Origin of the sequence: Bacillus sp. S2(2019), from assembly GCF_005144805.1 — a bacterium.
Classification (GTDB): Bacteria; Bacillota; Bacilli; order Bacillales; family Bacillaceae; genus Bacillus; species Bacillus altitudinis.
Genome location: NZ_SWFL01000005.1, coordinates 23,939 through 49,898 on the forward strand (window position 1 = coordinate 23,939; position 25,960 = coordinate 49,898).

Sequence of the window (25,960 nt, forward strand, 5' to 3'; positions counted from 1 at the left end):
TCTTGGTCTATTTTCATAGGAGAAACTATACAAATCCTACACAGTAACTGTAAACTATAGAGGATCTAATCAAAAATTGAGGTGTTTTCATTGTATACAGATCAACGAAAATCATTTTGGAAACAGAAAAAAGTCATCATTCCCCTTCTTAGCATCATCGCGATTGCTGCTGCTCTCTTTTTCTTAAAAGATACGCTTTTCTCAAAAGAAAAAGAGGCGCTGAAAGCCGCTGAATCCTTTACGAAACATCTGGAGAAAAAAGAATTCACGAAACTAGCAGATGAGGTCACCAGCGGCTCTCTGAAAGCCAGTGACTTTTCTAAAAAACAACTTGCCGAAAAATACGATAAGATCTTTAGCGGCATTGGTGCAAGTGATCTAAACGTCTCAAACGTCAACGTAGAAAAACAGGACAAAGGAAATGGGTATCAATTCACCTATGATGTCACGATGAAAACGTCACTTGGAAAACTGAATAAACTCTCTTACAAGGGCGTTCTCTCCGAAGAGGATAACAAGTGGAAAGTAGACTGGAAACCAAATCTCATCTTCCCGCAAATGGAAACGGGTGACACCATCAAAGTGACAACGGATCCTGCGGTACGCGGAAATATTGTAGATCGAAAAGGGCGCACGTTAGCCGAAACAACTGGTGGACACGCACTTGGCATCATCCCTGGAAAGCTCGGGACAGGTACGGAAAAAGAAAGCAACATCAAAAAAATCAGCAGCGCTTTTGATATAGATGAAGAGCTGATTCAAAATCAGCTGAAACAAGCATGGGTCACAGATGACACATTTGTCCCGCTAAAGTCTATGTTAGAGCAAAAGCCGATTCCAAAAGACATAAATGGCGTCACCTATCAAACGAAGGAAATGCGCTACTATCCATATAACGAAGCCGCTGCTCATCTGACAGGCTATGTGGGAAAAGCAAATGCGGATGATATCAAAAGAAATCCAGCTTTAAAGGCGGATCAAATCATCGGCAAAACCGGCCTTGAATTCACATTTGACAAGAACTTAAGAGGACAAGATGGCGGAAGCATCCTCATTATCCATGATGAAACAGGTATTGAAGAAACATTACAAAAAACAGACCGAAAAGACGGAAAAACAGTCAAGCTGACCATTGATGCATCTTTACAGAAAAAAGCCTATCAACAGCTGAAAGGTGAAAAAGGGGCTGTCACCATTATGAACCCATCATCAGGTGATTTATTAGCGCTTGTTAGCACCCCTTCTTACGATGTCAATTTAATGACCAACGGGATCACGCCTAAACAATATCAAGCATACAGTGAAAATCCTGATCTCCCATTCCAAGCTCGATATGCGAGCAGATATGCACCAGGATCTACATTCAAAACCATTACAGCAGCGATTGGACTGGAAACAGGTGTCACAAAACCTAATAAAGTGCGCACCATTCATGGACTGAAATGGCAGAAGGATCAATCATGGGGAAATTATCGCATTACACGGGTTCATGACAAAGAACAAGTCAATATGGTCGATGCCCTCGTGTACTCAGATAATATTTATTTTGGACAGGAAGCCCTTGAAATCGGCAAAGATACTTACGAGAAAAAAGTGAAAACATTTGGGTTTGGTGATGATTTAAACATGCCGTTTACAATGAAACCCGCACAAGTGTCTAACGACGGAATTAAATCAGACATCTTACTTGCCGACTCAGCATACGGCCAAGGAGAATTACTCATGTCCCCGATCGAGCAAGTACATGCCTATTCTCCATTTGCAACAGGAGGAAAGCTTGTGTACCCTCGAGTCATTCAGGATGAAAAAACAGCATCACCAAAGCAGATCATCAAAGAAGATACAGCAAATACGGTGAAGGACGCACTCACTCAAGTCGTCACCAATTCAAACGGAACCGCTCACTCGTTGCAAATAAAAGGGGCTGATATAGCCGCTAAAACGGGAACAGCGGAACTAAAGAGCAAACAAGGTGCGACAGACGGTACTGAAAATGGATTTTTACTTGCGTTTAATCCTAAAAAAGAAGATTACGTCCTCGTCGGCATGATTGAAGGTGTGAAAAACCGTGGAGGCAGTGGACTTGTCATTCAAAAAATGAAGCCTGTCATCGCTTCTTTCTATAAATAACCCTTTAGAGACACACGCTCCATCAAGCGCATGTGTCTCTTTTTTTCTAAATCATGACAATTTGCTATTGTTTTATAGTTCACCTTATGAATAAAATGAGGAGAATGAAAAAAAGAAACAAGTTGAATGAAAGGAGGAAGTCTCATTGGCTATTGCTGCTCAAACAAAGGATAAACCTCAAAAAGCGGTCACCGGTTCAACGGTTTATCCTATTTTATTGATTATTGGTATTTGCCATATGCTCAACGACACATTGCAAGCCGTGATTCCTGCCATGTTCCCTATTTTAGAACGCTCAATGGGGCTGACCTTTACTCAATTAGGGCTAATCGCCTTTACATTAAATATGGTCTCCTCTGTCATGCAGCCTGCGATCGGGTGGTACACAGATAAACGGCCGATGCCCTATGCACTGCCTATCGCATTATTTTCAAGTGCTGTCGGCATTTTCGGCCTTGCGTTTGCGCCATCATTTGCGACCATCCTACTGTGCGTCGTCTTTATTGGACTCGGCTCTGCGATTTTCCATCCAGAGGGCTCACGGGTTGCCAACATGGCAGCTGGTCCTAGACGGGGTCTTGCTCAATCCATCTATCAAGTCGGCGGAAATACAGGTCAAGCCTTTGCTCCGCTAATCGCTGCATTCATGCTCGTCCCTCTCGGTCAGCCAGGTGTGGCTTGGTTTACGATTGTTGGAATGATTGCTGTCGGTTTCCTTCTTTATATTTCGAGATGGTACGCAAGAAAGCTTCAAACCATTCGAGCACAAGCGAAAAAAGCGCCTGCAAAAGCAGCAAGATCTGAACTTCACCGCAAGTCAGCGCTCACAGCACTTGGCATTATCGTCTTTCTTATTTTCGCGCGTTCTTGGTATGGAAATGCGATCTCGAATTTCTATGCGTTTTATGCGATTGAGCAATATGGTTTGACGATTAAAGAATCACAAACTTATATTTTCTTATTTCTTATATTGGGTGCGATTGGGACATTTTTAGGCGGGCCGCTTGCAGACCGCTTCGGCAAGAAAACCGTCATTTTAATTTCTTTATTGGCATCCTTTCCGCTTGCCCTACTTCTCCCATTTGCCGGACCAGTTGTTGCTTATGTTTTACTTGGACTTATTGGGATCATTCTGACTTCAAGCTTCTCTGTCACCGTGGTCTATGCCCAAGAACTATTTCCCGGGAAAATTGGCACAATGTCTGGTTTAACTGTTGGACTTGCGTTTGGTATGGGAGCGATTGGATCCGTTGCCCTCGGCTCATTAATTGATGCAGTCGGTTTAACGCCTACCATGATTGGTGTCGCCTTTTTACCGATATTAGGCATCCTAGCCTTCTTACTACCTAGCGATCAAACCATAGCGAAATGGAATGAATCGTAAAATCAAGAACCGCTCATTTACTGAGCGGTTTTTTTCATATCTCATAAAAATGTGTGTCGGGAACATGTTTCTTCGCAATAAATCCTTGCTGAAAATCAGGAAAGATTTCCTGCACCTGTTTGATTTTTTTGTGAACCAAATCCGCATACGGAATATACAAGTGATTCACCAGCTTTTGTTCTGTCATATAGTAATACCAATTCAGATTAAAGTTCTTTTCATCAATGATCGTAAAGGCAGAAAAATGATAGAACAGCAGTGGACATTCGTCGAGATACATATCTCCTTTCACAACGGAGAGCTTATAGTTTTCAATATTCCAAATCGCTGCATTGGCACCTTTAGATGCCACCACATGGACACCCTCAAAATCATCGACCCATCTTTCAACATACCGCTGATCACCATATGTCTTTTTTTCCGTATCCATTTCTACTGTACAGTGCGCAATGCAGTTCTCTTTCCACTGCGTCACAGCCCGTTTGGCCACATCTGTGTTTCGACAGCCTACAAACCCAGTATTAAAACGGCCGGATAATTCATAAAAGTGATAGAATCGCTTGGAATTCATATGATCTGTCAAAAATACATGAGCGAGTGGATTTTCTGCAAATATCGCCTCTGGATCATGATAAAAATACAAATCCGTATCCAAATGAGCGAGATAATCTGCATCAGAGGACTCAAGAATTTTGAGTAGAAACGCAGGCTTAAGCGTCCAGCAATACTCGTGGAACGTACGATCCGCCTTTGCTTTTCGCAGCGAATCATCTTCCACATCTTCAAGCTGTTCATATTGGACATGTGGATGAGGAAATTGACTTAACACCTTGTAAGCCAAAGGATCAGCACATAAGACAGAAAGTTTGTATGATTGAGCCGTCTGTTCAAGTGAATGAATCAGCGCCAGCAGCTTAAATACATGGGTATTCGACACAATGGTTGTGAAATGATAGGATGCCATCTACAACACATCCACTTGGAACAAATCAACATGCAGCAGCTCTTTTGTGAGCCCTTGAATGGCTTCTGCCAGCACCGTGCATCCATGTTCCTGCTTGGCAAGCTGGGCCGTCTCTGACAGCTTTTTCAAAGGGAAATGCTTTGCCGTCAGCACGTCCTTTTGATCACGTTTAATGCCCACATTCCGCTCTGTGATCATATGAAGCAGCTCCAAAAAATAAGCGAGCAGATCATCATATGCTGCATTCTTACGCAGCTGGCGAATGTCTTTCACGATATCATTTGTCACGGTATGAGAAAATGGTCCAGAGAAAGCCAAATGAACATCAATCGAATCAATATTGTTGTACTTCTCGCACATATACAAAATGTTATATTTGATGTCATCGAATGACGTTAAATTACTTGGATGTTCCTGATGCACACTTAAAATATCCTCACGCAGCTCAAATGAGAGGCCAAGCTGATGCAGACGAATGCCTAAATCATAATCCTCAAACCCGTATCGAACGATTTTTTCATCAAACATCCCTAGTTCCATGACATGCTTTCGCTTGACGGAAGAGTTATTTGTGATAAAAAATCGCCACGGCAATTGATAAGAACTTAAATCATAGTCGTACGTGTTTAAAATGTCTTTCAGAATATCAATAAATTCGGACTGCAAGTCGAAGCTTCTCTCTAGAAATGCTCCGTTTTTTATTTCCTCCATCGACACAAGAGACGTTTTGTCTTTCATTTTCCGCTGATACAGTCCTTGTTTTTTTAATCGCTTCACATGATCTTTATCAAAACCGGTGTAAAAATAACGGTAGATTCGCTTCCAGCATACACCGCAAATGACACGGTCCTCATGATCAGCATGTGCCTCTGCGTGCTTTTGAATAAATTGGGGCTCTGCCAACATATCGCTGTCATGGAATATTAAGAGGTCTCCCTCTGCCTCACGAATGGCATGATTGCGCCCCTTGGCAATTCCTTGATTGACAGGAATACGCACCTTTTTGAATGGAAAGTTCACCTCAATGTTTTCGAGCATTTCCATCGTGCCGTCCGTTGACCCATTATCAGCAACAATGACCTCAAATGGAATATCGGTTTCCTGAAGCGTTAAGGAAAAGAGGCTCCCTTCTAAACGCTCTTTCGCATTATAACTCGGAATAATGACGCTGACCTTCGGCTTTTCATTCATGCGCCATCCTCCTCCAGTTTGGCATAGCCGTTAAACATCGGATTGACTTGTTCTACCGATTCAATCACATGACGCAGCACTTCCCGATAGGCTTCTTGGAAAAATGGCAAGTCATCTCTTCCTTTTTCATGGATTTGCTGCATATCATCTTTGCTTAAGATCCGAAATCCGCTGAAATGATAACAAATGAGCGGGCTCCCATCCTCAAGCAAAATACGTCCATTCTCTTCCTGATAAGAATGCTGGCCATAATTCCAGTGACCAATATTCACACCCTTTGTTTGAATATCTTCTACTTTTTCAAACAGCATCGGCATATGATCCAAATACCCTTGATCGCCAAATTTTCCTTCTCCAGGCGCATTTTTGCATTCCTTTAGACATTCTTCTTTCCACCAGCTAAGGCACTTTCGGCCGGCTTCATCTCCTTTAAAATGCAGGAAGCCTGAGTTATAACGCCCTAAAAGCTTCTGAAGCATCTTCACTTCCTCTGGATCAAAGCTTGGAATGACAATATCCCCTCTTGATAGCAGCACAGACGCATCAGGCTGATTTTGAAAAATCACTTGTGGACGCTCATAAAAGAACAAATCCGCATCAAGATACGTCACTTCCTCCGCCTGGCCCTGCTTAAATAGCCACTCAATCCAAATCGGTTTTAATGTCCAGCAATATTCCGAATCATTTCGTTCCTTTTTGATCTCTAGAAGCTCCGGCGTTTCAAGCTCACGCACATGAACAAGATCGACATGCGGGAAATTCATTTGATGAAGCAAATCAAATGCAGCATCATCCATACATAACGTCTTGATGACAGCATCATCTTCTACTTGCTTCAACGATAAGAAAAACGCAATGGCTTGATAAAGTCTTCCACTTGATAGAACCGTACAATATATGCTGTTCATCTGTATACACCTCTATTTTTGAAAGAATTCGCGATACCATTCAATTGTCTTTTCTAACCCTTCATCAATGGAGTAATCAGGCTTCCAATCAAGCAGCTTTCTCGCCTTTTCTGCTGATAAATATTGATGCTTAATCTCATGCGTTCCTTGATTCAAAATACACGGCTTCAGTTCACTGCCCATCGCCTTTAAGATTTTATCAACGAGCTCAAGCACGGTCAGCTGAATTTCATTACTAAAGTTAAATGCTTCTCCTGCAAGCCCTTTTTCCTCCATTTTTTCAGCTAGCAGTAAATAAGCCTTGACCGCATCTTCAATATAGAAATAATCACGGATAAAGGTTCCGTCACTTCTAATTTCTGGCGCCTTTCCCTCTAACACAAGCTGGATGGTTTGCGGAATGATTCGGTTAAAATTCAAATCCCCGCCTCCATATAAATTACCGCAGCGCGTAATACAAACCGGAAGGCCATATGTGTTGTAGTACGTGTGAGAAATTAAATCTGCACAGCTTTTTGACACATCATATGGATGCTTGCCGTTAAGCGGCATGTCTTCATCATAAGGAAGCTGCTCTTGATCCCCGTATGCTTTATCACTCGATGCCACAATCACTCGTTTGATAAGCGGCTGTCTTCTGCATGCCTCCAGCACATTCCATGTTCCTAAAATATTGGCTTCAAATGTAGAGACCGGGTGACGATTTGCGACTCCAACAATCGCTTGTGCGGCCAAATGAAAGACTGTATCAATCTCATATTCTCCTAACGCACGTTCTATCGTTTGCATGTCCTCAAGTGCGCCTTGGACGACATTCATCTTTTCAAATTGACTGCCTTGATATAAGTTCGATCTTGGCACCTGATCACGTACAAGCCCTGTTACGTTTGCTCCTTGATCTATCAATTCCTTGACGAGGTAACTCCCTAACAATCCCGTACACCCAGTCACAAATACGTTTTTCCCATTCCAAAATCCGCTCATGCTGTCACCAAACCTTCCATGGTTGTTTTCCATCTGCCCACATGCCGTTGATTTCTTTCAAGTTTTTATACGTATCAATTGCTGTCCAAAATCCGTGGTGCTCATAGACTGCTAGCTCTCCATCATTCGCCAAGTTCTGAAGAGGCTCTGCTTCGAACACACATTGATCATCATCTGTTAAATAATCAAAAACCTTTGGAGACAACACAAAAAATCCTCCATTGATCATCCCGATACTGTCTGTCTTCTCAGAGAAGGATTGTGCCATCCCGTTATACACCTTCAGCGTGCCGTACTGTGATTTCTTTTCAATTCCTGTGACAGTGGCAGCTGCTCCAAGCTCTTGATGGCGCTTGAGCAAATGAAACATATTGATATTGGCAAGTCCGTCACCGTACGTCATCATAAATGTCTCATCACCAATATAATCCTGTACCTGCTTTAACCGCCCGCCTGTCATCGTATTCTCACCCGTATCTAAAAAAGTGATTTTCCAATTCTCCGAATTCCCTAAAAGCTTCATTTCTCCTGTCGACATATCCAGCTGCATGCTGTGATGCCGCCAGTCGTAGTTGAGAAAGTACTCTTTGATTTTCTCTCCTTTATATCCAAGCAATAAGATAAACTCGTCTACACCGTAATACTGATAGATTTTCATAATATGCCATAGAATAGGCCGGTCTCCGATCATAGCAAGTGGTTTAGGAAGCGCTTGTGTGACCTCACTCATTCTCGTTCCCTTTCCTCCGCAGAGAATGACTGCTTTCATCTTCTCCCCTCATCTCTCTATGAAAATTTTTGATTGAAAACCCTATCTTCATGCGGAAAATCAGTACATGTACCCTTATACTTTGTCCGACATCAGGTTTTGAATCTACTCTATTCATATGTCGGAATAAGAGAGGGTGCCACCTAGCATTTAACTATTTTTCACAAATATTTTAATATTTGATTTTTAAGGTTATTTTAAGGTTATTTTAAGGTTATTTACCTATTTTTATATTGATTTAATTTAACATGAGTGGTTTAATTTAACTATAGGAGGGATTTTTTTGAAAAAAATTATTTTATCAAGTATTGTAATACTAGTTTTCACATTAGGATTAGGAACAAAGACTTATGCTGCAAGTGATATGACTGGTACAGAGTATGTGCATGTGACCACTACTAAAAGCAAAAAGACTTCTTTTACACATACTGCCACAAATCCAAGTAATAAAACTGATAGAGTTAGTTATTCGGTAAGTACTACAAAATCTACGAATGCTGACTTCAGTGCTTCTTATACTTTAAAGCTTATGGTTCACGAGGTCGGAATAAAAACCCAAATCGGCTTAGGACTATCAAAAACAGAAAAAATCACAATGACTTGGTCCATACCACCTAAAAGCACATATAAACTGACTGCTGGCACTAAGTTTGTAAAAGAATCAGGCGTCATAAGAAAATGGAATGCAGGAAAAATTTTAAGCTCTAAATCGGTATCAGCGAAGTGGTCTTATGGAACATGGAGTAAGAAAGTTAAAAAATGAATTTAGAAAAAAAATGGATCACTTTTTTTCTTTTGATGTTGATAGTTAGTCTATCAGGTTGTCATAATATGAAAACTCAAAAAGAAGATAGTGATGCAATTGCACTTCCTTTAGAAGAAAACTTTACACCTCCCAATTTTGAAATAAATAAATTCAAAATTAAAACAAGTCCATTAGGAGTAGAATATTCAATTGACTATACTTTACGAAGCAAATTGCATTTTGTTCTAAATGTGCACAATAGCGAATATTACTTTTTAATAAACATACCTGAAAAAATATCTGCTATTATTAAAGAGCAAGAAACAGATTTGATTCCAGGACAGAGGACTTTTAGTTTTAATCAATTAAATTATAACATCACCTTTAATTTGCAAACATCTCGTATGTTATCAATTAAAGAACAACAAGAGATTAAGACAAATAAAGAAGGTTACAGCTTTTACATTCTAAATCATGAAAAAAGACCAATTCATTTTTTTGATGATATTGAACTTTTATATGAATCATCTAAGTGATAGAATACAAAAAATCCATCTTAAAAATAGATGGATTTTTTGTATTCTTACTCAAAGTTTAAATTGTATATTTTCAGGGTAGATGGTATGATAAACATGTGCATATACAGCACAAACAGCCTCTTTCGATAAAGAGACTACTAGATTGAATGAACTCAAGTGGCAGCTTGCTTCATTCTTAATATGAATCACGGAGGTGAATTCCCATGGCACAAAATGTACTTTGTGAAGTGAACTCTTGCCGTTATTGGGCTGCCAACAGCTGTACAGCCTCTACAATTAAAATTGGTAAAAGCACAATGACTGACGTGACTCGCAATGCTGAAACGGATTGCGAAACATTTGAAACAAAATAATACATGATTTTCTGAGATGAAGGAACTGGCAGGTTCCTTCTTTTCTTTTATCATTCTATCAAGAATGATAATTATTATCAAGCGTTTTTCACGAAACATTTCTCGGGAAATAATGACACGAAATTTCTCCATTCGTTGACGATTTTCACTCCTTTTTCTATACTCAACATATCCAAAGAAGAAAAAGTGGTGACCAATCAGTGGATTTTACGATACGTTTCCTATCATTCTATGTGGTTGAAATAGAAGGTAAAGAGGAACAAGCAAATAAACGGTTTAAACATTACCAAACATTAAACCAAGAGGAATTTGAACAAAGTGAGCTGAAGGACTTTCTAGACGGTGAGCTTAAAAAAATCGTCAAACGAAAAGTGGACAGACACCCTAAGTCTGAGCAAGTACCGACTAAAATTGGCCGATTTATTGTAGAACCAGGGCATGAACTCGATTCAAATCCAAACTACAATTTATTTCATCAGACGAGATTTGCAGATACAAAAGAAGTATTTAACGAATGCAGTGAACAATTTGTTCGCACCTATTTAGATACAAGTGCTGTCAGAGGCGGCGTCTTTTTGGTTGCATCTGCGGTTCCTAAAAAATATTTCGATGACTCTTTTGTCTTTATCATGAAATGTGATTTTGAACAGAAAGTCGCTTCTATTGCTGATACATCTACCTTGATCAAAAAAGTAGAAATGGCGATTACAACAAAAAACATGAAATCGATTCAATACCCGTTTATGCCAGAAGAGGGCATGACTGAGGAAGCCGAAGTGAAAATTCACCAATCCTCACACGCTCGTTATTTTGAAGACTTTCTGAAATTCGTCGAATACGGAGAATCAATGCCTGAAATCATGAAATCACAGGTCATGAATATGGTGCAGGAACACGTATTTGAAACATTACAGGATGAAAGTGAAGAATTAAAACAATTTGAAGAGGACCTTGAAATATGGGAAGCAAGTGAAAAGCGGGAGATTAGGGAGCGCCTCGATACAGAACAGGTCACACTAGCGGCTTCACATATTGTGGAACAAACCCCTGATATCACGATGAAGATGCGTCTAGGCGAAACAGAAATTAAAGGGCTTTTAGCCGACTTCGGCCACTCGATTCATATTGCAAAGGTCAACAATCGATATGTCGTGCTCGTTGAAGCAGATCAAATTGTATTTGAAAAAGGAAGCACACCCGTTGAATTCCATAAACCCAATGGCTTGAAAGAGGTCGTCAGCCAGCTGACACAAAAAGCCTATGATTCAGACTTAGAATAAGAGAATATGACTGCCTCCTGCGATCAGCTGCATGAGGCAGTTTTTTATATAACGTTTTATTTTTTACACTGCACTAGAAGAAACATGCTGCCCGCTTCTTATCCACATGCTGACGAGCATTAAGCTTATGATAAGCATCAGCCAAAAGACGCTGTTTGTTCCGAAAAACTGGATCAACGTATACCCACACAAAGGTCCTAAAGCAGCCCCCATATCTTGAACAAAAGAATAGCTGGCGAGAAAGCGGTTCTTATCTGTTTGAGCAGAAGCTTTTTGAAAGGCAAGTGTATCGGTGAACGTTGTGACAATTGTTGCCATTAGTTGAATCAAAAGCAGCATCAATAGGAACCAGCCGCTTACCTTCAGCATGATCCCAAGAAAACTGAGCCCTCCAAAAGAAAGAAACATCCAGCATAACATTCGTTCCTTCATCACAAGACGATCAAACCATTTACCCGTTCTCGGTGCGAGAAATGGTTCCCATCCCCACCTGAGCGCTTGAATAACACCGCTTAAAGCCGAAGCTCCGATGACAAAGCCAAACAAAGTCAATTCATCTTGGTCAATCTTTGCTTCAATGACATGACTCAGCGTGGATGCGAATAAACCTTGGATGATCAGTGCGATCAGCATGCCTGTTATTAGTACTTTTACCACATCTCGTGTCAACCACTTCTGTTTGATGCCATGATACACCTGCGTGCCTTCTCTCTTTTCAATTTCTTCTAACGATACATAAAAAATGCAGCCCATTAATGTGAGTAAGCCAAAGACAAGCGTCATGGACTGAAAACCGATCAAGCTGGCAAGGATTCCACCAAATAACATGCCAAATAAACTGCCAAGCCGGTAAAGCCCATTATAAAGACCCGTCAAATGTCCTTGTGAGCCTTCGTCCATTTCAGCCAAGACCCTCATCCCACTCATACGGAGTAACGTCCAAGCGAGACCCCATGCACAGCGGCAAATCAATAGCAGCCAAAATCCACTCATACCATATAATATCGTGGTCACTGACGCGATCAAAATTGCGATCAGTACACCGGTCTTCATTGGAATATATCGATAAAGCCACCATACGACAGGTGCTAGCGGGATACGAATGAATCGGTTGATAGACAGCAGTAACCCCACCTCCCAAATGGATGATAAACCAATCTCTTTCCAATAGACCGGGAGAACAATATAGAGCATTGAATCCCCAATAAGGGCAAATGCTGTGATGAGCGCAATTGACACCACTTGCTTTTGACGACGATCCATTTTTTCTTCCCCCTTCGCTACCTTTACGATAAGGGATACCTTATAATAAATCTAATGAATGTTTTTGATTGAATCATCAAAATAATTGATAGGCGGTGCAAAGATGAATTTACATGCCCTCCGTATTTTTGCAAAGGTAGCCGAAACAAAAAGTGTCACACAAACGGCAGACGTGCTGTCTTTGACGCAGCCGGCTGTGACAGCACAATTACGAAGCATTGAACGAGAGATCGGCTTTCGTCTTTTCAAACGAAACGGCCGGGGGATTACCCTGACGGAGATGGGAAAGATCCTGTATCCATATGCCCGGCAAGTATTCGAGGCGGAAAAAGAAGTAGAATATCAGATCACCCTTCTGCAAAACGGAAAAAAAGGAAGACTTAGAATTGCTTCTACCTACGTACCACTTAACTTTTTACTGCCTGATTGGCTTGCCTCTTTTAAAACGGCATCGCCACAGACAGACATTGAATTAAAAAGCGGAAACTCCGCTCAAGTGATCGAAAGCCTGCTTCAATATCAATCAGATGTGGCAATCGCCGTAATAGAGGACCTGCACCACGAAGATCTTCACACCTCTCACTTAACTGATTTAAGTTATGACTTTATCGTGCCTGTGGATCACCCGTTAAATGGACAAACCGTCCCCCTAGAACGCCTAAGCCATGAACCCTTTTTAATGCGAGAAGAAGGCAGTTCGACGAGAGACAAACTTTTTTCCCTTTTTACCGCTAAAGGAATTAAAAAACCGACCGTTGATTTACAATTCAGTGGTGTCCACGAAGCCATTCAAATGATCAAAGCTGGCTATGGCATTACCCTTGTTCCTCGTGACGCTGTTCAGCGAAGCTTAGAACGTGGAGAAATTGGGCGTGTGTATATCGAAGGAATTGACATTATCAGACCTGTTGTGGTCTGCAAACGGGCGAATGACCTTGAGGAAAATAGGACGGTGAATGCTTTTCTGCAAATGAAAGACATCGGACCCTTTACACCACCTGCCTCCAATTAAAAAAGTGCCTGCTTCAGCAACAGGCACTTTTTCTATTCGGATGGCTGAACAAGATCAAATGGGACCGCTTTTGAGGCTATCACTAATTGTTCTGGTGTGATGAGGATTTCATTTCCCCATTCTCCTGCTCCAACGCCTAATATCTCTTCTTCTAATAGCGATGCTTCGATAATCGTGCGGAACCCTTCAGGCTGCCAGCAAAATGGCGGGATGGAGCCAATGCGATAGCCTGTCACTTCAAGCACCGTGTCTGGTGAAGCCATTTTGATATTGCGAGAGCCTGCGGCTTTCTTTAGTTTCCCTGATTTGATGTGCTGGTCAGCACCCACCATTACAAGCAGCTGCTCCCCTTCCCCTGTTTCAAAGATCAATGTTTTGATCATTTGTCTTTCTCTAAAACCAAGAGCTGCCGCTACATTCGCTGCGCCCTTCTCTGTGTCGGCAGAAAATGTTTTGATGTCATACGGGATGCCATGCTTGTCCAAAAAGTCATGTGCTGGTAATTTTTTCAATGGATTGAACCCCTTTCCTTACGATGTTCTTTCATTTAGCTTATCACAATCCTCTCATCCTTAAGATGTATTTTTCAATGGAAAACCTCTGCACACTTCGCCAACATGCTATACTGAACTTGTTTTTGAAAAGGAGTCGGTTGGATATGGGAAATAAGTTTTGGTGTTATACAGGCAGTAAAAGCCTTCTCATGCTAAGTGATATTCTATTTTTGATGACAGTCACATTGGTTATTTATCAAGATACACAATCTGTCGCCTATGCGGCTGTATTTCCGCTCATAAGAACACTATGTCAGCTATTGGCTGAGCTCCTCTCTCCTGTTTTGACAGAACTCTTTCAAGCCAAGCGTCTATTGAAATGGGTCCCTCTTTTACGTATTGGGATGCTCGTCGTATTCACGACCCAATTTGATTTCTTTCAGCAGCACCTGATCTGGCTGTTTAGTGCGTTCGTTTTGATTTCCATCACAGGCGGGTTCATTAGTCCTTTATTGCAAGCCATCATGCCGATGATTGTGCCAGAAAATCAGCTTGTGAAAGCGAACAGTACAGCCTCCGTTTTTTATCAATCTGTTCAAATCGCCGGCTATTCGTTTACTGGAATGCTCGTCCTGTTGATTGGTCCATCTTATTTAATGTGGGCCTCTTGTTTCATGATTGTGTTGTCCTATCTATTGATCCTCCCTGTTTTTTCTCTACTCAAGCAAGAAGACACGGTTCAAAAAGAAAATAAGATGAACGGGTTCAAAGATGGCTGGAAGATCATTTGGACAAACAAAACGGTTCGCATCCTGACTTTCATGGATGTTAGTGAAAATATTGCAGGTGCTTTGTGGGTCGGACCAGTTACGCTTGCCTTTGTCACACTTGTTTTAAAGGAAGGTGCGGAATGGTGGGGATATATCAATGCCGCATATTATATAGGTGCCATTATAGGCGGACTCATGGCTGCATGGCTAAGTCAGTTGATTCAAAAACAACTTCTCCTCTTTATGGCAGCGGGCTCTTTTATTTATGCAGTGCTGACGATCCTATTTTCACTAAACAGCCTGCCATGGCTTGCATTGCTGCTCTGTATTTTAATGGGGCCTGCCTATCAAATTCGGGATGTTTCGCAGCAAACCATCCTCCAAACGGAAACGCCAGTCCATGAGTTATCAAAGGTGTATTCGGCTCAATACGTGCTCTCTTCTATGTCTGTCAGTTTATCTATTTTCTTTGTTGGATTAATTGCGGATACATTCGGAGCGAGATTTGTGTATTTGTTAGGCGGACTGTTTGTACTCATCTGTTCCGGGATTGCCATCACCACTTTCATGATGCAGAAAAAAAGAGCCACTGTTTAAGGTAGCGGCTCTTTTACTTTTCTTTTAACATTGCAAACATGTCACGTGCCATTGCTTCTAGGATATACACAACGGGTGTCTGTGTGGTGATATTGGCTCTATGGACTCGTTCGTCTGTGACGTAATAGGCAATATTTAAGTCAGAAATACGAGAAATCGTACAGTGCTGATTGTTAGTAATACTAATGATCTTGCTGCCTTCTCTTTTTAACTTCGAAATATGATCAATCGTAATACTGTTCTCTCCTGATACCGACAGCACAATGGTGACACTATTGTCTAAATACTGCATATTCATCGGGAAAAACGGATCATTGATGTAAAATGAAAATTTCTCAAGACTTGAAAAGTACCTTGCCCCATACTGCGCCAAAATACCAGAACTGCCCGTCCCAATAAACAGCACATTCTTTGCATCCGCAATGAGCTTCGCTGCCTCTTTAATCTTCTCTTCAAAATCTCCTTTAAGTGTCCGTTCGATAAATTCATACAGGAAATGCTGCGTGCTTTTCAAAGAAGGTGTTTGTTCTGCTTCTAAATACATTTTGAGCTTCACCTTAAATTCTGAAAAGCCTTCACAATTCACTTTTCGACAAAAGCGAAGGACAGATGAGGTCGATATATGTGCGGCATCTGCCAAATCACGAATTCTCATATAGACGACTTTTTCACTGTTTTCCATAATGTATCGGTATAAAGCGCTTTCTAGTTCATTAAAGCTGGAAATGACCTCACTTGAAAACATCTGACTTCCCCTTTCTCCAACAACATGACACAAGACGTTTCTTTTATGTAACAAATCTCTAAATAGGGCACCCTTGCCTAAAGACGCTGAAACCGTTTACGCACAAGGTACTCTCACGATAAGCTATAAATGTACAAACAAATGATAAAAGATTGATTCACTCTATTATAACATTGTGCGTTACATTATTCGGAGGTGCAGAACATGACAAAAGGATTAAAGGTTGTCACAATCGGCGGAGGATCAAGCTATACACCAGAACTTGTCGAAGGATTCATTAAACGGTACGATGAATTTCCAATTAGCGAACTTTGGCTCGTCGATATCGAAGCAGGTAAAGAAAAGCTTGAGATCGTCGGAAATCTTGCAAAACGCATGGTAAAAAAAGCGGGACTTCCAATCGAGGTTCATTTAACTTTAGATCGCCGGAAAGCACTGGTAGACGCTGATTTCGTCACAACACAATTCCGCGTCGGATTACTGGAAGCACGTATGAAGGATGAACGCATTCCTTTAAAATATGATGTCATTGGTCAAGAAACAAACGGTCCAGGCGGTCTATTCAAGGGTCTGCGCACCATCCCTGTCATTCTTGAGATTGTGAAAGACATTGAAGAATTATGCCCGGATGCTTGGCTTGTGAATTTCACCAATCCAGCTGGTATGGTCACAGAAGCCGTACTTCGCTATTCAAACCACCGCAAAGTCGTTGGCTTATGTAACGTACCAATCGGCATTCGCATGGGCATCGCCAAAGGACTTGATGTCGACGCAAGCAGAGTCGAAGTCAGCTTTGCTGGATTAAACCATATGGTATTTGGACTGAACGTGTTCTTAGATGGCAAAAGCATCATGGATCAAGTGATCGAAGACATGGCAGATCCAAACTCCACCATGTCCATGAACAACATTCAAGCGATTCCGTGGGATGCAGATTTCTTAAAAGGGCTTGGTGTGATTCCTTGTCCGTACCACCGCTATTATTACAAGACAAGTGATATGTTGGCTGAAGAGAAGAAAGCAGCAGCGAATGAGGGAACTCGTGCAGAAGTCGTTCGTGCACTAGAAAATGACCTGTTCGAGCTTTACAAAGATCCTGATCTTGATATTAAGCCGCCACAGCTTGAAAAACGAGGCGGTGCTTATTACAGTGATGCAGCATGTAACTTGATCGCATCCATTTATAACGACAAGCATGACATTCAGCCTGTAAACACAATCAACAATGGCGCCATCAGTGACATTCCAAATGATTCTGCCGTTGAACTGAACTGTGTCATCACAAAAGACGGCCCAAAACCAATCGCTGTTGGTGAAATGCCGGTCGCTGTCAAAGGACTTATTTCTCAAATTAAATCCTTTGAACGTGTAGCCGCTGAAGCAGCCGTGACAGGCGACTACAACACAGCACTTGTCGCCATGACCATCAATCCGCTCGTCCCATCAGATGCCATTGCAAAAAGCATCCTAGATGAAATGCTAGAAGCACATAAAGAATATCTACCACAGTTTTTCAATAAAGTAGAAGCATAAAAAGAAGCCGCACTTGTCAAAGTGCGGTTTTTCTTATTTCCCGACAAACAACTGATCCATCTGAGCACGGTCATAGTCTAAGAGCCAGTGCTGTAAACCTTCATAAACTGGACGCAGATGTTCTGGATCTGCCGCAATAAGATCACAGCCTCGATCATCATATAAGTGGAAAATCATCTGTTTTGAGAGATTGATGAGATAAATGTCATAACCAAGCTTTCCTTTCAAGATTTGATTCGGTTTGTTAGAAATCCTCTTGGCATATGGCTTGTAATAGCGTGCGCAATCGAATATCTTGCAGCTGACACTTGAGTGTAAATCTCTCTATTTTCATTGTTTCTTCTTGTTTTGGTTGTACATAGGTCAAACGCTCGTGACGCAATCGGTGACGCACTTGTCGGTCGGCATATTTCTGATAAACAAGGAGCTTTTGATTCGTTAATTCATGTTCATGCTGCGTGTAGACATCCGTGACAAGTAGAATATCGTCTTCTGGATCAAAAGCATATCTGATAATTTTTAAAGCCCGATCGCCTGCTTTTTCTAATACAACCGATTCTTCTCCCAATGACCAATCTGCCACTTCAAAGCGAAGACCAAAAGGCCACATATAAAAAAGAGGCGGCGCGAGGACAAGTTCAGGAAAATGACTTTTTAAAAAACGATTGGTTTGATCGCTCATCTCATGTCCTTCCATTGGTTTTATTTCTTATTTTACCGTTGAAACTGATGGAAATTCAATTGGAAATAAACTGTTATTTCTTATATGATAGAAAGAGATGGAGGTGTGACCAATTGAAAAAATGGTTTTTACAGGTGTTCCTCACCGCATTGATCACGATGTGGATACAGGCTGGACTTGATCAGGCGAACATCATTCATATCAACAATGTATGGGTCGATGTCAGCAGCTGGATCCTAATCTTCTTTGTCATCTACGCACTTTTTGAATGGACTGCTCACGTCTTAGCAAAACGGAAAATCGCTCATCGCTGAACATCTCTTTTTACAGAGATGTTTTTTGTTGAAACTCTTCCTGCACAAGTTCATGAATCACGCCCATTCCTGCCTGACTTCCGGCTGCTGCTGCAAGAACAAGCTGAGCAGGTCCGCCTAAATTATCACCACATGCAAAAATACCGCTGACGGTTGTACGCCCAAGAATATCTGTTTCAATGCCCCCATTTTTCGTCATTTGACAGCCTAGTTTTTCAGCAAAAGGGGTTGACTGCTTGAAATCACTTGCGACAAATCCGCCTTCTCTTTTCACAGTTTCCCCATTCGCAAGGTGAAGAGAGTGAAGCTGCCCATTGTCATGATGGATCGCTACAATTGGTACATCAATGACTTGAATAGAATGCGCTGATAGCAGTGCTTTCTCCTCTTCAGCTAACACTTGCTGTCCATTTGTAAACACAATCAAATCCTTTGTCCAATTGGAAAGAAGTTTCGCCATATGCAAAGCGCGCTGGTTCTCAGCAATCAGAGCCAGCGGCTTGTCCTTTAGCTCCCAGCCATCGCAGAAAGGACAGCTAAACAACGTCTTTCCATACACATCATGAATCCCGTTGATCTTTGGCAATATATCCTGAAGTCCAGTTGCCAAAATGATTTTTTTCGCTTCGAATCTTTCTCCTTCTTGTGTCAGTAACGCGAAGTTGTCCTCATGATTTTGTATCTCCACAATTGTGCTTCGTTTGATTTGGATATTGGGGTAGTTTTGGAGATCCGCTTCTCCTGCTTGTCTGATCTCAAACGGTGTCATTCCATCGTTTGTAATAAATCCATGTGATTCCTGAGTCACTCGATTTCTTGGCATCTCGTCATCGAATATCATGACCTGTTTTCTGCCCCGCCCCACAACAAGAGCTGCATTTAATCCGGCTGGTCCGCCTCCGATAATGGCACAATCTAATAACATGTCAATCTCTCCTTTTTATAAAAGACTTTAAAGACTCTTAATATCTATAATTTACTCAAAAAAAATCACATCTTGAAAAATGGATTTTTTTCTGTCTGCTCTATTTGGCTTGCAATATCAACTAACCGCTTTTGACTTAACGTCTCCTGCATTTTCATTTCAACATCCTGCATGACTTGTTCAATCAAACAGCCATCGTGAGGCATGAAAGAATCATGTTCTAAAGAACAACGAAATAAATGGGTTTGTCCTTCTACCGCCTGAATGACGTCTAAAAACGAAATGTCTTCTTTCTTTTTCAGAATGGTGTAACCACCTTTTGCGCCAGGTGTTGATTCAATCAACCCCGCCTTCACAAGCTTTGTTAAAATTTTAGATAAATAGGTAGGTGAAAGATCTTGCATCTTGGCGAGAGGCTCAACGCCTATTGCTTTCCCCTTTGGTGCAAGGGTTAAAAATACCATCGTATGAAGCGCATAGTTGGTCGCTTTAGAATATTTCATCGAAACATTCCTTTCTATCTATTATAGACCTTTTATATCTGTAATTGATCATAAAAGATTCAAGAAGAAAAAGCAAGTATTGTGGATCTGCTTCTTTTTTCATTCCACATTTCGCATTTCCTTCCGATAATAGAAGTAAGCACGAATAAAAGCTTGATGAAGACTAGAAGGAGTGAAAAAAATGTCAGATCAACAGCACAATGCAGCACACGAAGAAGAAGAGGAATTTAACGTATACGACATGCTTCCACCCGCAGGAACAATCATTGGCGAAGCAACAGAAGAAGAAATGGAAGCTGCGGCAGCATTAGAAGTGAGACATTACGCCTTTATGCGTCTGCAAGACTCGTACATTCAATTTGATGGATCTTCTTATAAAGAATTGCTTAAAGACTTTCAAGAACTAGAATTTGATTCTGCAAAGTTTTGGAGAGCCATCGCACGACGCCTGCAAGTCCCATACGAATGGCCAATCCGAATCGACCATGCAAACGGTCCTATTTATATTGGTGAAACAGAAGATAGCCGTGATGTTGAGGAGAGTGCGGAGTAAAGGAATTGGTGACCCCCTTTTGGTGAGGGGGTCTTTTTAATAATTTAAAAGATTTCTATTTCTGATATTTTTCACATGAAATAGATATTCTTATTGCTCTTCTAAATCAAATTCCAACCATAATGATATATTAAAAGCGATTTCATGCATTTCTTCTATTTTTGATTGATTCAATTGCTCCGCAAAACGACGTGCCCTTTGAAAAATATCGTCATTCTGCTTAACCACCACATCATTCAGTGTAAGGATTGTGCTGAGCGCCCAGCCAGCAGTTACTAACATATTTTCGTCTTGAATGGAATTCATAAAAGTTTCTACTTCTGAAAAAAACCACTTGATATCATCAATTTGGTCTAAATGAAAAAACACAATTTTATGAAGTGCCTCAGGGTCTCGAGTCTTCAATATGTCTTTCACTTCTTCTTTTGATAATGGCGGATTCTGCTTTTCATATTCAGCCTGCCACTCTTCATCTGACATCCCATCTTCTTCGCTATCCTCTGCGGTATAATGCCCCGCAATCAATTCATCAAACGAATCCGCTAATTTAAAATCCGTTTCATATTCTAGATCAAAGTAATGAACCGGCGGATGTTCCTTTGTTTCTCTATAATCCAATGCGATCCACGTATGTCCATCTCCACAAATCAGCACAAGTCCCTCAGGCAATTCCCATTCTTCTATTAAATAATCACTGTCCATGATACCTTCGCCTTTGGCAATTCCTCTTAAATGATCAAATGACACATGATCCTCTGCCCATCCATTCGGCTGGTCTGTTGGAAAAGCATTATGTAGGGTATAACCGCCATTTTGTTCGAGAATCAGTTTCTTATATGTATCAGGCAAGATGACGCCTAGTTTCTTTTCCGCTTTTGCAATGCCTTTTTCATTGATTTTCTTAAATGTCTCTTCACTTTCTCTGTCTGTGTCCCAAAATGGTTTCAAATAAAATACCTCCAATTGTTATTTCTATCTCATTTTACCATTTAAGAAAACTAGTTTAATAGTCCTATTCATAAAAAAAGAGAAGGGTTCTCCCTCCTCTTGTTGATCATGATTGTTCTTGATTTCTCGCTTCAAATTCATCTAGCATTGCACGCACTTCATCTGTTGATGATGTGTTCATTAATTGGTTTCTTAGGAAGCTCGCTCCTCTGAATCCTTTTACATAAATCTTAAAGAAACGATGCAGTGCCTTAAATGGTCGCAAACCTAATGAAGAATATTGATCATGAAGATCAAGATGCAATCTTAAAAGACCTAGCAGTTCGTCACTCGTATGCTCTTTCGGCTCTTTTTCAAAGGCAAATGGGTTATGGAAAATTCCGCGCCCAATCATCACTCCGTCTATCCCATATTGCTCAGCGAGCTTTAAGCCCGTTTGACGATCAGGAATATCACCATTGATCGTCAAAAGCGTATCAGGGGCTACTTCATCACGCAATTTCTTAATCTCAGGAATGAGCTCCCAATGCGCATCTACCTGGCTCATTTCCTTTCTAGTACGAAGGTGAATCGATAAATTCACAATGTCTTGCTCCAAAATGTGTCTGAGCCAACCACGCCATTCATCGACCTCTGTAAACCCTAGTCTTGTCTTCACACTAACAGGTAATCCCCCTGCTTTTGCCGCTTGAATCAGCTCTGCCGCAACGTCTGGGCGAAGAATCAATCCACTACCCTTTCCGTTTTGCGTAACATTAGGGACAGGACAACCCATATTAATATCAAGCCCCTGAAATCCTAACTCCGCCATTCCAATACTCATTTGTCTAAAGTTCTCAGGCTTGTCTCCCCAAATATGAGCAACAATCGGCTGCTCATCCTCTGTAAATGTTAAACGGCCTTTCACACTTTGAATGCCATCAGGGTGGCAGTAGCTCTCACTGTTCGTAAACTCTGTAAAAAACACATCCGGTCTCGCCGCCTCACTCACAACATGACGAAACACAACATCTGTCACTTCTTCCATTGGTGCTAATATAAAGAATGGCCGTGGTAAATCACGCCAGAAATTTTTACTCATCTTTCATCCAATTCCTCTCATGACATAGCACCTAAAGGGCATGTCCTTCTGTAAAATATCATTATATACATTATTAATCATTATAAGCAAAAGGACCATAAAATGAACATTAATAAATGCTATCCCACTTTAATAAAATATCAAAAATTTGAGGAGACGTAAATGCCGTTCCTACTAGGAAACGTGTCACGCGATGGACAGCAAGTAATCATTTATCAGGATACCAACTTGAAAAGAAGTTTCTCCACACCAAAAACAAACCGCAATCTTCCCATAAAAATAAATTATAATGAAATAACCACACAAAATATAGAATAAAATTACTATTTAAACTTAATATGGTTATTGTTACAATTTTATGCATGTTGTGAAAAGGAGTGATTTCTTATATAAAAGACCTATACATGTTTAAGTCATATTTCACTGGATTTTCTTAAGAAGTATTTTATAATTGAGGCTTGAACAACAAGAATTTTCTAACTTATAAACAGCCTCTTCATTAAATTTTCGGAGGCGAAATTAACATGACTTTCAGAAAAAAATTTGTTCCAATACTACTAAGCGCAACTTTATTGACTTCTGGCCTTGGTGCGACTACTGCATTTGCAGCAGAGCCAGCTAAATTAACAGCTCCAGTACATACGAAGGTGTATAAAACTTCTTTACAACAAGCCGCAACAAATAACACTACTAGCAGCCCTATTCAGTCAAATACTTTAGCAACTCAAACAGCCGCAAACGGGGAAGTATCTACTCAAGGGGTTGTTTCGTGGTCATATAAAGCTTTCCGAGGTGCTCTACGTTCTGGAGGATGGTTACTGTCAAAAGCGTTGAAACCTTTTAATCCAAAGGCTGCTGCTTGGATCAGAAAGAATTCTGCCAAAATCGCAAAAATAATGGATAAAGGAGAAAAGTGGACGGAAAAACAATTCACAAAAGCTTTTACTAAAATAGGTGCTCCTAGAGATGTTGCTAAAACTTTGGCAAAGTTCATCATTAATCTTATCTAAATATAAAAATAAGTGCTATTAGTTTTCTAATAGCACTTTTTTATGGAGGGTCTTCATGTCTTTTTCTTACGTTATTTTAATGACTTTTTTAGTGCTCCTTTTAGTGTCTATCATGCTCTATACCTTTTTCAGAAAGAAAAACATTGTAGATGAAGCACCTGGCGCTTTTGCTGCCGTTCTTCTTATTTTACTAATATTTTTTTCCCTTAGTATCGTTATTGCCCTTCCAACTGCCATGCTTTATTTAGTCACATTGGGAGTGAATTTTCTTTTCGGTGAATACATTACTTATGATTCTTTCTCCTCTTTGATCACCTTTTCATTGTTAGTCAGCATCATCGTAGTTTTTTGGTCGTTTATAGTTTTATTTATAGGGAAAGGAATCACTTTTTTGTTGAAGGTCCCAAAATGGATAACCTATATTTTAGAATTTTTTGCTTCGTGGGCTCTTATTTACTTCACGATTAAATATGTACTCAATTTAAAGATAATTGAAGTTTCTATATGGGGGAACGGTGTATTAATTTTATCTTTCTTTGTTAGCTTTTTATACATCGGACTTGATATCATATCCTCTGCGCTTGATCAAAAAAATCAGAACATAGAAGAAGAACCCCCTATCCTATAATGGAGAAGGGGGTTTATTTAATTCATAGCTTTTCTAACGCTACTTTAGCCTTTGGACCATAAATACCATCAGCTTGATTCTGAAGCTACTCTCGTTCTTCGTTTGAAATTTCCCTTTTAATGTGTTCGTCATTTGCTTTCTTCTCACCAATACAAATCACCATCTATCAGCAAATCCAACCTATTAATTTTAGGCAAGTAGTGATACAAAAATATCCCGATATCGATGTTTTTCTCGAAATCGGGATGTCTCTCAATACATTACTAATTAATCACAAGACTTGCCACACACTCCACATGACTCGTATGCGGAAACATATCCACCGGCTGCACTTCCTCTGTCACATACCCGCCATCTTCAAGAATACGCAAATCACGAGCAAGCGTACCAGGATTACAGGAAACATAAACAACTCGTTTTGGTTTCATCTTTAAAATGGTGTCAAGCAGTGCTTCGTCACAGCCTTTTCTTGGCGGATCAACAACTAGCGTATCTGCTATGATGCCTTCTTTGTACCAGTTTGGGATAACAGTTTCTGCTTCGCCGACTGCGAATTCGACGTTGTTGATTCCGTTTAAGGCAGCGTTGCGTTTTGCGTCTTCAATTGCTTCTGGCACAATTTCTACGCCATAGACTCTGCCTGCTTTTTGTGCGAGAAATAAGGAAATCGTACCGATTCCGCAATACGCATCGATCACGGTTTCTTCTCCTTGCAGCTCCGCATATTCAAGGGCTTTATCGTAAAGCACCTTTGTTTGAGCTGGATTCACTTGATAAAACGAGCGGGCTGAAATAGCAAATTTGATGTCGCCAATCGTGTCATAAATGTATTCTTCTCCCCATAAAACGGTCGTTTCGTCTCCGAAAATGACATTTGTCTTCTTTGAATTCACGTTTTGCACAATTGACCGAACATGTGGGAAGCGTGCTATAATCTGCTCAATCACCTGTTGCTTTTGCGGAAAATCAGCCGTTCTTGTGACAAACACAACCATCATTTCACCTGTTGCCATGCCGTAGCGAACCATGACATGACGCAGCCAGCCTTTATGCCGCTCTTCGTTATATGCTTTTATGCCAAACGCATTGCAGATGTCTTTTACTGCCTGTACCACTTCGTCATTTTCTGATTGCTGGATCAAGCATTTTTCCATATCAATGATTTCATGGGTACGCTGCTGATAAAATCCTGCAACAAGTCCGCCTTCTCGTTCACCAACTGGTACTTGTGCTTTGTTTCTGTAATTCCAAGGGTCTTCCATGCCGAGTACAGGATGAACTTTTACACGGCTCATATCAAGCTTGCCGATCCGCTCCAATACGTCCTTTACTTGTTTCTGTTTAAAAAGCAGCTGGCCTTCATAGCTCATGTGCTGGATTTGACAGCCGCCGCACTGCTTATAGATAGGACATGGCGCATCTTGCCTGTGCTGACTTTCCTTTGTCAGCTCCATGAGTCGTCCAAAAGCAAATCCTTTTTTGACACGTGTGACTTTGATTTTCCCTTGTTCGTCAGGAAGGGCATTCGGTACAAACACAGGGAAACCCTCAACTTTCGCTACACCTGCACCTTCGTGCGTTAAATCTTCGAAGGTTACATTGTAGTATTCATTTTTTTGAACAGGCGGTTTCATTTTCACCAATTTTATCACCTC

General features: G+C 40.8%; 28 protein-coding genes. 13 read left to right on the plus strand and 15 right to left on the minus strand.

The features are described from left to right. The first annotated feature begins 90 nt into the window (after nucleotides 1-90). Entirely contained in the window at nucleotides 91-2,130 is a 2,040-nt protein-coding gene (gene pbp4, locus FBF75_RS16925) for a penicillin-binding protein PBP4(5) (protein WP_017360417.1), read from the plus strand. Between the two features lie 145 nt (nucleotides 2,131-2,275). Beyond that, nucleotides 2,276-3,514, plus strand: a complete 1,239-nt coding sequence (locus tag FBF75_RS16930) for an MFS transporter (RefSeq protein WP_017360419.1) — start codon at nucleotides 2,276-2,278, stop codon at nucleotides 3,512-3,514. A 34-nt stretch (nucleotides 3,515-3,548) separates the two neighbouring features. Here the strand turns inward: FBF75_RS16930 and FBF75_RS16935 are convergent, their stop codons facing one another. Genes FBF75_RS16935 through rfbF form a run of 5 tightly spaced genes read right to left on the minus strand, consistent with a single transcriptional unit; the run spans nucleotide 3,549 to nucleotide 8,330 of the window. Then, nucleotides 3,549-4,478 (minus strand): putative nucleotide-diphospho-sugar transferase, encoded by a 930-nt coding sequence (locus FBF75_RS16935; RefSeq protein ID WP_019743932.1) that lies wholly within the window; start codon nucleotides 4,476-4,478, stop codon nucleotides 3,549-3,551. Continuing rightward, nucleotides 4,479-5,669, minus strand: a complete 1,191-nt coding sequence (locus FBF75_RS16940) for a glycosyltransferase family 2 protein (RefSeq protein WP_046342904.1) — start codon at nucleotides 5,667-5,669, stop codon at nucleotides 4,479-4,481. It abuts the gene before it with no gap. Beyond that, nucleotides 5,666-6,577, minus strand: a complete 912-nt coding sequence (locus FBF75_RS16945; protein WP_057078350.1) for a putative nucleotide-diphospho-sugar transferase — start codon at nucleotides 6,575-6,577, stop codon at nucleotides 5,666-5,668. Before FBF75_RS16945 ends, FBF75_RS16940 begins: the two co-directional genes overlap by 4 nt. Nucleotides 6,578-6,589: 12 nt before the next feature. Continuing rightward, complete coding sequence (locus FBF75_RS16950) at nucleotides 6,590-7,561, minus strand: GDP-mannose 4,6-dehydratase (RefSeq protein WP_017360423.1); 972 nt, start codon at nucleotides 7,559-7,561, stop codon at nucleotides 6,590-6,592. 4 nt (nucleotides 7,562-7,565) lie between these two features. Then, nucleotides 7,566-8,330: a glucose-1-phosphate cytidylyltransferase gene (gene rfbF / locus FBF75_RS16955; protein ID WP_008344198.1), complete on the minus strand. Its 765-nt coding sequence runs from the start codon at nucleotides 8,328-8,330 to the stop codon at nucleotides 7,566-7,568. Nucleotides 8,331-8,613: 283 nt separating this feature from the next. On the opposite strand from rfbF, the gene FBF75_RS16960 reads away from it, so the two are divergent. The 4 genes from FBF75_RS16960 (at nucleotide 8,614) to FBF75_RS16975 (ending at nucleotide 11,247) form a co-directional block, all read left to right on the plus strand. After that, nucleotides 8,614-9,093: a hypothetical protein gene (locus FBF75_RS16960; protein WP_052320981.1), complete on the plus strand. Its 480-nt coding sequence runs from the start codon at nucleotides 8,614-8,616 to the stop codon at nucleotides 9,091-9,093. Between the two features lie 68 nt (nucleotides 9,094-9,161). Continuing rightward, nucleotides 9,162-9,611 carry a hypothetical protein gene (locus tag FBF75_RS16965; protein ID WP_123766726.1) on the plus strand — a complete coding sequence of 150 codons (450 nt, stop codon included), beginning with the start codon at nucleotides 9,162-9,164 and terminating at the stop codon, nucleotides 9,609-9,611. A gap of 206 nt (nucleotides 9,612-9,817) precedes the next feature. After that, the gene (locus FBF75_RS16970) at nucleotides 9,818-9,967 is read left to right on the plus strand and encodes a DUF1540 domain-containing protein (RefSeq protein WP_080995756.1); all 150 of its coding nucleotides are present in this window, start codon (nucleotides 9,818-9,820) and stop codon (nucleotides 9,965-9,967) included. Between the two features lie 200 nt (nucleotides 9,968-10,167). Continuing rightward, on the plus strand, nucleotides 10,168-11,247 hold the full coding sequence (locus FBF75_RS16975; protein WP_136944971.1) for a DUF3900 domain-containing protein: 1,080 nt from the start codon (nucleotides 10,168-10,170) through the stop codon (nucleotides 11,245-11,247). Between the two features lie 63 nt (nucleotides 11,248-11,310). On the opposite strand, the gene FBF75_RS16980 is transcribed toward FBF75_RS16975, so the two are convergent. Further along, entirely contained in the window at nucleotides 11,311-12,510 is a 1,200-nt protein-coding gene (locus tag FBF75_RS16980) for an MFS transporter (protein WP_136944972.1), read from the minus strand. A 103-nt stretch (nucleotides 12,511-12,613) separates the two neighbouring features. Here FBF75_RS16980 and FBF75_RS16985 point away from each other — a divergent pair, with 103 nt between their 5' ends. Continuing rightward, nucleotides 12,614-13,522 carry a LysR family transcriptional regulator gene (locus FBF75_RS16985; protein WP_058214229.1) on the plus strand — a complete coding sequence of 303 codons (909 nt, stop codon included), beginning with the start codon at nucleotides 12,614-12,616 and terminating at the stop codon, nucleotides 13,520-13,522. Nucleotides 13,523-13,554: 32 nt separating this feature from the next. On the opposite strand, the gene FBF75_RS16990 is transcribed toward FBF75_RS16985, so the two are convergent. Next, on the minus strand, nucleotides 13,555-14,034 hold the full coding sequence (locus FBF75_RS16990) for an aminoacyl-tRNA deacylase (protein WP_017360428.1): 480 nt from the start codon (nucleotides 14,032-14,034) through the stop codon (nucleotides 13,555-13,557). Nucleotides 14,035-14,180: 146 nt separating this feature from the next. On the opposite strand from FBF75_RS16990, the gene FBF75_RS16995 reads away from it, so the two are divergent. Next, nucleotides 14,181-15,383: an MFS transporter gene (locus tag FBF75_RS16995; RefSeq protein ID WP_136944973.1), complete on the plus strand. Its 1,203-nt coding sequence runs from the start codon at nucleotides 14,181-14,183 to the stop codon at nucleotides 15,381-15,383. A gap of 13 nt (nucleotides 15,384-15,396) precedes the next feature. On the opposite strand, the gene FBF75_RS17000 is transcribed toward FBF75_RS16995, so the two are convergent. After that, a complete protein-coding gene (locus FBF75_RS17000; RefSeq protein ID WP_136944974.1) occupies nucleotides 15,397-16,128 on the minus strand; it encodes a MurR/RpiR family transcriptional regulator in 732 nt (243 codons plus the stop codon). Nucleotides 16,129-16,332: 204 nt separating this feature from the next. On the opposite strand from FBF75_RS17000, the gene FBF75_RS17005 reads away from it, so the two are divergent. Further along, nucleotides 16,333-17,661, plus strand: coding sequence for a 6-phospho-beta-glucosidase (locus tag FBF75_RS17005; RefSeq protein WP_125590628.1), 1,329 nt, complete (start codon nucleotides 16,333-16,335; stop codon nucleotides 17,659-17,661). A 33-nt stretch (nucleotides 17,662-17,694) separates the two neighbouring features. On the opposite strand, the gene FBF75_RS19855 is transcribed toward FBF75_RS17005, so the two are convergent. Together FBF75_RS19855 and FBF75_RS17010 are read right to left on the minus strand one after the other, a co-directional pair. Beyond that, the gene (locus tag FBF75_RS19855; RefSeq protein WP_240692398.1) at nucleotides 17,695-17,889 is read right to left on the minus strand and encodes a DUF3885 domain-containing protein; all 195 of its coding nucleotides are present in this window, start codon (nucleotides 17,887-17,889) and stop codon (nucleotides 17,695-17,697) included. A gap of 16 nt (nucleotides 17,890-17,905) precedes the next feature. Further along, nucleotides 17,906-18,343 carry a DUF3885 domain-containing protein gene (locus FBF75_RS17010; RefSeq protein WP_240692400.1) on the minus strand — a complete coding sequence of 146 codons (438 nt, stop codon included), beginning with the start codon at nucleotides 18,341-18,343 and terminating at the stop codon, nucleotides 17,906-17,908. A 113-nt stretch (nucleotides 18,344-18,456) separates the two neighbouring features. Here FBF75_RS17010 and FBF75_RS17015 point away from each other — a divergent pair, with 113 nt between their 5' ends. Further along, on the plus strand, nucleotides 18,457-18,657 hold the full coding sequence (locus FBF75_RS17015; protein WP_073414504.1) for a hypothetical protein: 201 nt from the start codon (nucleotides 18,457-18,459) through the stop codon (nucleotides 18,655-18,657). Between the two features lie 10 nt (nucleotides 18,658-18,667). Here the strand turns inward: FBF75_RS17015 and FBF75_RS17020 are convergent, their stop codons facing one another. Together FBF75_RS17020 and FBF75_RS17025 are read right to left on the minus strand one after the other, a co-directional pair. Beyond that, nucleotides 18,668-19,582, minus strand: coding sequence for an NAD(P)/FAD-dependent oxidoreductase (locus FBF75_RS17020; RefSeq protein WP_136944975.1), 915 nt, complete (start codon nucleotides 19,580-19,582; stop codon nucleotides 18,668-18,670). 65 nt (nucleotides 19,583-19,647) lie between these two features. Continuing rightward, entirely contained in the window at nucleotides 19,648-20,085 is a 438-nt protein-coding gene (locus FBF75_RS17025) for an Rrf2 family transcriptional regulator (protein ID WP_017366776.1), read from the minus strand. A gap of 181 nt (nucleotides 20,086-20,266) precedes the next feature. Between FBF75_RS17025 and FBF75_RS17030 the strand changes: the two genes are divergently transcribed. Beyond that, nucleotides 20,267-20,638: a hypothetical protein gene (locus FBF75_RS17030; protein WP_007496834.1), complete on the plus strand. Its 372-nt coding sequence runs from the start codon at nucleotides 20,267-20,269 to the stop codon at nucleotides 20,636-20,638. A 90-nt stretch (nucleotides 20,639-20,728) separates the two neighbouring features. On the opposite strand, the gene FBF75_RS17035 is transcribed toward FBF75_RS17030, so the two are convergent. Continuing rightward, a complete protein-coding gene (locus tag FBF75_RS17035; protein ID WP_046342884.1) occupies nucleotides 20,729-21,586 on the minus strand; it encodes an SMI1/KNR4 family protein in 858 nt (285 codons plus the stop codon). 106 nt (nucleotides 21,587-21,692) lie between these two features. Continuing rightward, entirely contained in the window at nucleotides 21,693-22,667 is a 975-nt protein-coding gene (locus FBF75_RS17040) for a tRNA dihydrouridine synthase (RefSeq protein WP_035391414.1), read from the minus strand. Nucleotides 22,668-23,191: 524 nt separating this feature from the next. Here FBF75_RS17040 and FBF75_RS17045 point away from each other — a divergent pair. Together FBF75_RS17045 and FBF75_RS17050 are read left to right on the plus strand one after the other, a co-directional pair. Next, nucleotides 23,192-23,677 (plus strand): hypothetical protein, encoded by a 486-nt coding sequence (locus tag FBF75_RS17045; RefSeq protein WP_136944976.1) that lies wholly within the window; start codon nucleotides 23,192-23,194, stop codon nucleotides 23,675-23,677. Between the two features lie 55 nt (nucleotides 23,678-23,732). Further along, on the plus strand, nucleotides 23,733-24,305 hold the full coding sequence (locus FBF75_RS17050; RefSeq protein WP_136944977.1) for a hypothetical protein: 573 nt from the start codon (nucleotides 23,733-23,735) through the stop codon (nucleotides 24,303-24,305). Nucleotides 24,306-24,568: 263 nt separating this feature from the next. On the opposite strand, the gene rlmD is transcribed toward FBF75_RS17050, so the two are convergent. Further along, on the minus strand, nucleotides 24,569-25,945 hold the full coding sequence (gene rlmD, locus FBF75_RS17055; RefSeq protein ID WP_167403899.1) for a 23S rRNA (uracil(1939)-C(5))-methyltransferase RlmD: 1,377 nt from the start codon (nucleotides 25,943-25,945) through the stop codon (nucleotides 24,569-24,571). Between the last annotated feature and the right edge of the window lie 15 nt (nucleotides 25,946-25,960).